The organism is Streptomyces sp. NPDC048496 (assembly GCF_043200055.1).
Taxonomy (GTDB): domain Bacteria; phylum Actinomycetota; class Actinomycetes; order Streptomycetales; family Streptomycetaceae; genus Streptomyces.
In genome coordinates this window covers 44010-52947 of the sequence record NZ_JBICXB010000042.1, presented here as the reverse complement: position 1 = coordinate 52947, position 8938 = coordinate 44010, and the positions used below count along the sequence as shown (strand labels likewise).

Genomic DNA, 8938 nt, shown 5'->3' with positions numbered 1-8938 from the left:
GGTCTTGCGTTTCCGACTCTATCAGACTCTTTCGTGTCCGATTCCCGGTCGAAGCGGGCCCTCTGCGAAGCAGAAGATTTGTTACTGCGCTTTCCAGTTCTACGCTTTCGCGTTTCCCTTTCCGGCGAGTCCGACTCTATCAGATCCTTTCGGGCCTGATTCCCAGTCAGCGGGGTTCGTCTTCCCGGCTGTTGGGCCGTTCCGACGAGTGAGACGTTAGCGGAATCCTGGGCCCCGACGCCAATCGGGGTCGCGCTCCTTCGAACGCGGATTCCTCATTTCGCACATGCGCACAGAAAGCTGGGCGACAGATGTCGCTTGCTCGATGTGGTTCCTACGGAATGGCTGTCCGGGGACCGACCGGGGTCGGCGCTCACGTCGGACAACTCGGAGAATATTACGGTTGCGGGCGGCCCGTGTCAACCTCCGGCTGGCCCGGGGTGTGACGGAAGGCCAGGCGGTAGTCCCGGGGGCTGGTGGCCAGGTGGGTCGCGAAGTGCTGGCGCATGGTGATCTCGCTGCCGAATCCCGTACGGCGGGCCACCTCGGGAAGCGGGAGGTCGGTCCGCTCCAGAAGCTTCTGGGCTGCGGCGATGCGTTGGGTGATCAGCCAGCGCAGCGGCGTGGTGCCCGTGGTCGCCTGGAAGTGGCGGGCGAAGGAGCGGGAGGACATGCCCGCGTGGGCGGCAAGGCCGGCCACCGTGTGGGGTTCGGCCAGGTGGGTCAGGGCGAAGGCCCGTACTGCGGCAAGGGTGTCGGCGTCCCGGTCCGTGTGCGGGGTGGGGTGCTCGATGAACTGGGCCTGGGTGCCCGTGCGGAACGGGGCCGTGACCATCGAACGGGCGATCGCCGCTGCGGCTTCGGCGCCATGGGCCGTACGGACGAGATGGAGGCAGAGGTCGATACCGGCCGCGGTGCCGGCTGACGTCCAGACGTTGTCGTCCTCGAGGAAGAGGGCATCCGGGACGACCGTCACCTGAGGGTGGTGGGTGCGGAGGAGGTCGGTGAGGTTCCAGTGGGTGACGGCTTGGCGGCCGTCGAGGAGTCCGGCCTGGGCGAGGGTGAAGGCGCCACCGCAGAGCGCGGCTATGAGGGTCCCTCGGGTGTGGGCGCGGCGGAGGCCGTCGAGGACCGGTGCGGGAGCGGGCGTCAGGTGGTCGTCGAGGCCGGGGACGACGATCAGGTCGGCGCCGGCCAGCCAGGCGAGGGTGCGGTCCGGGGCGAGGGAGAGGCCGCCGCGCAGCGGGATCGGGACCGGGTCGGCCGCGGTGCGGCGCAGGTCGAAGGGCGGGACACCGCGGTCGGTGCGGTCCACGCCCCAGACCTCGGTGATGACCGAGACGTCGAACGCGCGGATGCCGGGAAACGCGACCAGCGCGATGCGCGTGGGGGTGGAGGAGAGGCGGGGCGGCATGCTGGCAGTAAAGCATCGATCGATGACTTTTTGACCTCTGGGGGATACCGGTCCGGGGCGGCAGCATCGTCCGTATGGAGATCGCAGAGAACGCAGCGCTGGTCGTGGTGGACGTGCAGGAAGGCTTTGAGGAGGAGGCTCACTGGGGGCCGCGGAACAATCCCGAGGCGGATCGGAACATCGCGGAGCTCATCGATGCCTGGCAGACGAGTGGGCGGCCCGTCGTGTTCGTACGGCATGACTCGACGAAGCCGGATTCGCCGCTGCGGCCCGGGTACTCGGGGAACGCGTTCAAGGGATACGTGGAGGAGCGGCGGGGGAAGGGCAGCGGGCCCGAGCTGTTCCTGACGAAGACCGTGAATTCCGCCTTCCTCGGCACACCCGGTCTCGGGGCGTGGCTCAGTGAGGGCGGGGTGCGGCAGATCGTGGTGGCCGGGATCCAGACCAATATGTGCGCGGAGACGACGGCGCGGATGGGCGGGAATCTCGGGTACGAGGTGTTCTTCGCGTTCGATGCCACGTACACGTTCGACGGGGTCGGGCCGTGGGGGTGGGCGCTGAGCGCGGACGAGCTGGCGCGGGCCACCGCTGTCTCGCTGCACAGCGGTGGGTTCGCGAAGGTCGTGACCAGTGCGGAGCTGGTGGCTGCCGCCGGGAAGTGAGGGTCAGCCGTTGCCCGAGGCCAGCTCGCGGCTGCGGTCGCGGGCTGCTTCGAGGGCAGCGATCAGGGCGGCGCGTACGCCGTGGTTCTCCAGCTCCCGGATGGCACTGATGGTGGTGCCGGCCGGGCTGGTGACGGCTTCGCGGAGCTTGACCGGGTGTTCGCCGCTGTCCCGGAGCATCACCGCCGCGCCGATGGCGGCCTGCACGATCAGGTCGTGGGCCTGGGCGCGGGGCAGGCCGAGCAGGATGCCCGCGTCGGTCATCGCCTCGACGAGGAAGTAGAAGTACGCGGGTCCCGATCCGGACAGCGCGGTCGCGGCGTCCTGCTGCGACTCGGGGACGCGGAGGGTCTTGCCCACACCGCCGAAGATCGCCTCGGCGGTGGCGAGATGTTCGGCGGTGGCGTGGCTGCCCGCCGAGATGACGGACATGCCCTCGTCGACGAGGACGGGGGTGTTCGGCATGACCCGTACGACCGGAGTCTTCGCGGCGAGGCGGTCCTCGATGAAGGCGGTCGTGATACCGGCGGCGGCGCTGATGACCAGCCGGTCGGCCGTGAGGTGGGAGGTGAGTTCGTCGAGGAGACGGCCCATGTCCTGGGGCTTGACCGCAAGAATGAGGACGTCGGCGCGCTTGGCGGCTTCGGCGTTGGTGACGGACTCGACGCCGTAACGGGTACGGAGTTCCTCGGCACGCTCGGAGCGGCGGGCGGTGACCAGCAGGTCGGCAGGGCGCCAGCCCGCCCGGATCATGCCGCTGAGCAGGGCCTCGCCGATCTTGCCGGTGCCGAGGACTGCGACTGTCTGGGTCATGCGGTTCACCCTCCGGACGGTGCGGTGGTACGCGGTTCTGGTGGTGCGTCGTCGCCGCCATCCTCGCACCGGCACGTCAGGTGGTGCGGCGGCGGAGGGTGGCTGCGCCGAGGGCGAGGACGAGGAGGGCGCAGCCCGAGACGATCAGGACGTCGCGGACGAAGTTGCCGGTGACCTCGGTGTGGTGGAGGACTTCGTTCATGCCGTCGACCGCGTACGACATGGGCAGGACGTTCGAGATCGCTTCGAGGGCGGGTGCCATCCGGTCGCGCGCGATGAACAGTCCGCAGAGCAGGAGCTGCGGGAAGATCACGGCCGGCATGAACTGGACGGCCTGGAATTCGGACGCGGCGAAGGCGGAGACGAAGAGACCGAGGGCCGTGCCGAGCAGGGCGTCGAGCAGGGCGACGAGGAGCAGCAGCCAGGGGGAGCCGACCACGTCGAGCCCGAGCACCCAGACCGAGAGCGCGGTGGCCAGGAGGGACTGGAGGATCGCGACGGCGCCGAAGGCGAGGGCGTAGCCGGCGATCAGGTCGCCCTTGCCGAGTGGCATGGCGAGGAGGCGTTCCAGAGTGCCTGACGTGCGTTCGCGGAGGGTGGCGATCGAGGTCACCAGGAACATCGTGATCAGCGGGAAGATGCCGAGGAGCGAGGCGCCGATGGCATCGAAGGTCTGCGGGCTGCCGTCGAAGACGTACCGGAGCAGCGTGATCATCACGACCGGGATGAGGAGCAGCAGCACGACGGTGCGGGGGTCATGGGTCAGCTGGCGCAGGACGCGGGCGGCGGTGGCGAGAGTGCGGGCGGGGCTGAGTACCTGGGACTCGGGCCGGGCGCGGCCGCCGGTGCGGACCTGCGGGGTGGCGGGGGCCTGCTGCGGCGTGTTGGTCGTGCTCATCGGGCGTTCTCCTGAGAAGTGGCGGCTTCGTCGACCAGGTGGAGGAAGGCTTCTTCGACGGTGGCGGTCCGGGCGTGGGTGCGCAGTGCCTCGGGGGTGCCGTCGGCGAGGATCTCGCCCTCGCGCATGAGGAGCAGGCGGTGGCAGCGCTCGGCCTCGTCCATGACGTGGGAGGAGACGAGGAGCGTGGTGCCGTGGTCGGCGACGAGGGTGTGGAAGAGGCCCCACAGGTCGCGGCGGAGTACCGGGTCGAGGCCGACGGTCGGTTCGTCGAGGACGAGGAGCTCGGGAGTGCCGAGCAGGGCGGCGGCGAGGGAGACACGGGTCAGCTGGCCGCCGGAGAGGGTGCCGGCGAGAGCGTCCGCGTGGCTGGTCAGGTCGACATCGGTGACGGCGCGGGCGACGGCGGCGCGGCGGGCGTCCCGGTGTCTGCGGCCCGGCTGAAGGATCGCCGCGAAGTAGTCGAGGTTCTGCCGGACGCTGAGGTCGGTGTAGACCGACGGCGCCTGGGTCACGTACCCGATGCGCGGGCGGAGGGTGGGGTGGCCCGCGGGGTTGCCGAGGACGTCGAGGGTGCCGGTGACCTTGGCCTGGGTGCCGACGACGGCTCGCATCAGGGTGGATTTGCCGCACCCCGAGGGGCCGAGGAGGCCGGTGATCCTGCCGGGTTCGACGGTGAAGTCGAGGCCGCGCAGGACGGTGCGGTTGCCTCGTACGACCGTGAGGCCGCGGGCCTCGATGGCGGCACCCGAATAATTCATCATGCGGTGAATTTTGATCCTGGCGGTGTCTGTCCGTCAAGAGCACGGCCGGGCCGTCGTGCTGGACCTCAGTGGGCTGCACCACACCGACCACGCATGTGCCGCGGTCCTGGAGGGCTGGGCCGCGGAGCGGGAGGCGCGCGAGGCCCTCGGGCGTGCGGATCAGGAGCGCGGTGGGGGTGGGACCGGGGTCGAGCCCGGGCGGATCACCACGCTCAGGTCGACCACGTAACTCTCCTCGACCGTGCCGTCCGGGAAGCGCTCCGCCAGCCGGTCGCGCTCCTCGTTGAGGAATCGGTGCGTGGGTCCCTCACCGAGGACGAGGAAGGCGGAGTGGCTGCCGAGGTTGGCGAGGTGGGCGTCGAGGGACACCCGTCGGGTCCAGGGCACCGTGCGGTGTACGAAGCCGAGCTCGGACGGCAGATCGCGGGAGCGGACGGGCGAGCCGTGGGCGCCCTCGTCGGCACCGAAGAAACGGCGAAGACGGGCGTCCTGCTCTGCGATCCAGGGGACGGAATGGTCGGAGACATTCCACCAGAGGGCGAGTGCGCCGCCGGGGCGCAGGACGCGCAGGGCCTCGGGGGCGGCGCGGCTCCGGTCGGTCCAGTGCCAGGACTGGGCATACGTGATCAGGTCGGCCGATGCGGTGGCGATGGGGAGGCGGTTGCCGTCGCCGCGCACGATCGGCACGTACGGGAGTGCCCGGTGCAGTTCTTCCGCCATGCCGTGGCCCGGTTCGACCGCGGTGACCCGGGCGCCCCGGTCGTGGAGAAGCCGGGTGGAGATACCCGTGCCCGCGCCGACGTCGATGGTGCGGGCGCCACGCAGGGTGCGGCCGGCCAGTTCCTCGACGGTGTCGAAGAGGGCGGGCGGGTAGCCGGGGCGGGCCGCGGCGTACTGGGCGGCTGCGCGGTCGAAGGAGAGGGCGCGGGATGGGGCCGGGGAGGCGGGTGAGGCGGTGCGTGCCCGGAAATCGGAGCCGGAGCCGGAAGGAAACATGGGGCCATCGTGGCCCGCGCAGGGGCCTTGCGCCGGTACTCGCGGCACTTGACCCGCACTCGTGGGGCCCTGCTCTCGTGGGGCCGCCCTACTTGCGCTTGGGTCGCTTTCCCTTGGCGGTCTTGCGGGCGGCCGGGTTTCCGGTGCGGGCCGAGCGGCGCTTCGCGTAGCCGGCCAGGGCCGTCTCGTACTCCGTGCGTCGCAGTTGCTCGCCCGGTGCCTCCTTGAACGTACGGAGGAAGTACGCGATCAGTGAGCCGACGAAGCCGATGGTCTTGAGGCCGCGCAGATTGGCCTCGCGCGCCGGATCGGCCGGGCGGCGGCTGAAGCCTTCCCGCGTCTTGCGGAAGGCGATGGCGCTGCAGATGGCGAACATCAGGACGACCAGGATGCCGACAAGGTTGCCCACGTCGGCGATCTCCAGTCCCTGGAAGGCGAAGCGGAGTACGAAGCAGGCGGCGACCGCGGCCGCGAGGGAGCCCACCGCCGCCCCGACGCGTCGCAGCCCGTAGCCCCCGTCGTGGTCGACCCAGGTCGTACCGAAGAAGAGCAGGGGCTCGGGCTGCGGGCCGGGCGTGGTGGAGCCGGGCGTGGCGCCGGGGCCGGGGGCTTCGCTGTTCTCGCTCACGAGGTCGATTATCCCCGGGTGGTTTCGGTCCCGATCGCCGTCCCCGTCACAGTCCCGGTCGCCGTCCCGTCGCGGTCCGGGTCCCGCTCCCGGTCAGTCGCAGCGCGGGGCGATGTAGCCGTCGCTGCCCGTGTGGACGTAGGCGTCCGCCACGAACTGGCCGTTGGCGATGTTGTCCCAGATGTTCGAGGTGCCGTACGGGCCGGTGACCCGCTCGCCCGGCTTCTGGCAGTAGACCGGAACCTTCATTCCGTACGGAAGCGTCCTGACGATGCCGTACTGGGTGCCCGGTCCCGTGCGGACGTTGACCCGGTAGCCCGGTGCGATGGGGTACCTGGTGACGTCGTCGGCGCCGGCGAGCGCGGCCACGTCCTCGGCCGCGTCGGTGGTGCCGGTGGTGATGTCGGTGTGCTCTTCCATGGCCGTGAGGCCCTCCCCCGTTGAGAGACGGTGTGTACGACGCGCAGACTACAAGCCCCGGCCGTTTCGCACGCATCATCGACTAGGCTCCGTGCGTCGCGCTTGCGGACGAACACACGGGGGTGGGCGATGCCGCCGCTGCGAGGTACCGGAGCCAATCCGGAAGCGGAGCATCCGGATTACGCCGGTCACTACCGCCTTGAGGCATGTCTCGGCGCGGGCGGCATGGGTGTCGTGCACCTGGCGCGCTCCACCTCGGGGCTGCAGCTCGCCGTCAAGGTGGTGCACCGGCACTATTCGGCAGACCCTGAGTTCAGGGCACGCTTCCGGCAGGAGGTCGGGGCGGCGAGGCGGGTCAGCGGGGCCTTCACGGCACCGGTCGTCGACGCCGATCCGGACGCCGCACGGCCGTGGATGGCCACTCTGTACGTGCCCGGCCCCACACTCTCCGACCAGGTGAAGCGGAACGGGCCGATGGCCCCCGCCGAACTGCGCAGACTGACGGCGGGACTTGCCGAGGCGCTGCGCGACATCCATCGGGCCGGAGTGATCCACCGCGACCTCAAGCCGAGCAATGTGCTGCTCTCCGACTCCGGGCCCAAGGTCATCGACTTCGGGATCTCCCGGCCGTACGACAGCGATCTGCGCACCGAGACGGGCAAGCTGATCGGCTCGCCGCCGTACATGGCGCCCGAGCAGTTCCAGCGGCCGCGTGAAGTCGGGCCCGCCGCAGACGTGTTCGCCCTGGGGGCCGTGCTCGTCCATGCGGCGACCGGCCGGGGGCCCTTCGACTCCGACAGCCCGTACATCGTGGCCTACCAGGTGGTCCACGACGAGGCCGATCTGACGGGGGTGCCGACGGATCTGGCGCCGCTGATCGGCCAGTGCCTGGCGAAGGACCCTGCGGAGCGGCCCACTCCGGACGACATCATGGCGGCGCTGCGCCCTCCTTCGTACGACGCCGCCGCGTTCATACCGTCGCAACGGCGGCCGGGTGCTGTCGAAGCTCCGGCGGTATCGGGGCCGGAGATCGCGACGGGGGCGGATGCGGATGCGGACACGCATGTAGGCGTGGGCGCGGCGCGGGGCAGGAAGGCGACCGCGAGCGGTGGCGGCAAGCGGCGGTGGCTGGCAGCCGTTGCGGCGCTGCTCGTCATGGGTGCCGGTGGGGTGTGGGCTGCCGGGGTGGTGGGCGGCTCAGGTGGCTCGGGTGAGTCGAGTGAGTCGGGCGGCACGAAGGGCTCGGCAGCGGCGTTCGCGCCGTGGCGGACGCCGCTGCCGACCTCGGGCAGCTCCACGCCGGTCTGTTCCTCGGCCGGCGGTGCCGACGAGGAGGCGTCCGGCCCGTCCGCAGCGCTGTACTGCGCGGCGGGCGGTATCGGCGCCGCCCGGCTGGATCCCGCGGACGGCCGGGTGCTGTGGTCCCGTCACGGCCCCGCCGGGGACGCTCCGTCGGTCGGCGTGGTGTCGGTCTCCGGCGGTCTGGTGCATACGGCGGTGCCGGGCGGGAAGCTCCGGGCGTACGACCCCGCCAAGGGCGAACAGGTCTGGGACGCGGATCTCTCCCCGTACCTCGGCGCCCCCTTCGCCGCGGGTGACACGCTGCTGCTGGTCAGTGAGGACGGCACGACCGAAGCGCTCGACTCCGCGACCGGCGTGTCCCTCTGGCGGCATCCGCTCACCGGGCACCAGCGGCCGGACTACGCGCTGTACGACGGAAAATCGGGGCTGGCCTACGCATTCGAGCACTCGGCCTACGGGTCCACCACGCTGGTCACGGCCGTCGATGCGGCAACGGGGCACGCGGCGTGGCAGCGGCGGCTGGACGGAATGCTCACCCCGGCGGGGACCTCGGACGGTGCGCTCGTCCTGACGTCCATGAACGGGGACGCCCAGACCGTCGGGCTCGTCCGCTACGACCCGGAAGGGGGGCGCGTCGCACGGGTGGCGCTGCCGTTCCGGATGAACGAACCGGAGGTCGTGGTGGGCGGGGACACCGCGTATCTGCTGGCGCACGGCGGGACCCTGGTCGCCGTCGACACGCGCCCGGCGGGCGACAGGGCTGTCCGCTGGCAGCTGGAGACCGCTGCCGGGCGGACGTCGGCGCCCGTTCTCGCCATCGGGAACCGGCTGTACTTCTCGGCGGCGGACGGGCGGCTGCTCGCCGTGGACACCGAGCGCGGAACGCTGCTGGGCCAGACGAGCCCCCGGCTCCGGGATGGGAAGCTCACGTACGCATCGGCGCTGCCCGCGCCTGTCGCCGTCGGCCGGACCGTCTTCGGTACCGCGCCCGACGGGTCCGTGTTCGCCGTCGACGGACAGGACCCCGCCCACTGGTGAGAA

At 71.1% G+C, this 8938-nt stretch carries 9 protein-coding genes; 2 read left to right on the top strand and 7 right to left on the bottom strand.

Features of this window, described 5'->3' with window-relative positions:
- Positions 1 to 397: 397 nt before the first annotated feature.
- Positions 398 to 1414 (bottom strand): GlxA family transcriptional regulator, encoded by a 1017-nt coding sequence (locus ACGFSA_RS27965; protein ID WP_393308808.1) that lies wholly within the window; start codon positions 1412 to 1414, stop codon positions 398 to 400.
- 74 nt (positions 1415 to 1488) lie between these two features.
- Between ACGFSA_RS27965 and ACGFSA_RS27960 the strand changes: the two genes are divergently transcribed.
- On the top strand, positions 1489 to 2076 hold the full coding sequence (locus ACGFSA_RS27960; RefSeq protein WP_393308806.1) for a cysteine hydrolase family protein: 588 nt from the start codon (positions 1489 to 1491) through the stop codon (positions 2074 to 2076).
- A 3-nt stretch (positions 2077 to 2079) separates the two neighbouring features.
- Here the strand turns inward: ACGFSA_RS27960 and proC are convergent, their stop codons facing one another.
- The 6 genes from proC to ACGFSA_RS27930 form a co-directional block, all read right to left on the bottom strand.
- Positions 2080 to 2889 (bottom strand): pyrroline-5-carboxylate reductase, encoded by an 810-nt coding sequence (gene proC, locus ACGFSA_RS27955; RefSeq protein ID WP_393308804.1) that lies wholly within the window; start codon positions 2887 to 2889, stop codon positions 2080 to 2082.
- Between the two features lie 76 nt (positions 2890 to 2965).
- A complete protein-coding gene (locus ACGFSA_RS27950) occupies positions 2966 to 3787 on the bottom strand; it encodes an ABC transporter permease (RefSeq protein WP_393308802.1) in 822 nt (273 codons plus the stop codon).
- A complete protein-coding gene (locus tag ACGFSA_RS27945) occupies positions 3784 to 4551 on the bottom strand; it encodes an ABC transporter ATP-binding protein (protein ID WP_393308800.1) in 768 nt (255 codons plus the stop codon). The genes ACGFSA_RS27950 and ACGFSA_RS27945 overlap by 4 nt, the downstream gene beginning before the upstream one ends.
- Before the next feature lie 159 nt (positions 4552 to 4710).
- Positions 4711 to 5547, bottom strand: coding sequence for a class I SAM-dependent methyltransferase (locus tag ACGFSA_RS27940; RefSeq protein WP_393308798.1), 837 nt, complete (start codon positions 5545 to 5547; stop codon positions 4711 to 4713).
- An 88-nt stretch (positions 5548 to 5635) separates the two neighbouring features.
- A complete protein-coding gene (locus ACGFSA_RS27935) occupies positions 5636 to 6175 on the bottom strand; it encodes a hypothetical protein (protein ID WP_393308796.1) in 540 nt (179 codons plus the stop codon).
- Positions 6176 to 6268: 93 nt separating this feature from the next.
- Positions 6269 to 6595, bottom strand: a complete 327-nt coding sequence (locus ACGFSA_RS27930) for an SH3 domain-containing protein (protein ID WP_393308794.1) — start codon at positions 6593 to 6595, stop codon at positions 6269 to 6271.
- A 129-nt stretch (positions 6596 to 6724) separates the two neighbouring features.
- Here ACGFSA_RS27930 and ACGFSA_RS27925 point away from each other — a divergent pair, with 129 nt between their 5' ends.
- Positions 6725 to 8935: a serine/threonine-protein kinase gene (locus ACGFSA_RS27925; RefSeq protein ID WP_393308792.1), complete on the top strand. Its 2211-nt coding sequence runs from the start codon at positions 6725 to 6727 to the stop codon at positions 8933 to 8935.
- Positions 8936 to 8938 lie beyond the last annotated feature (3 nt).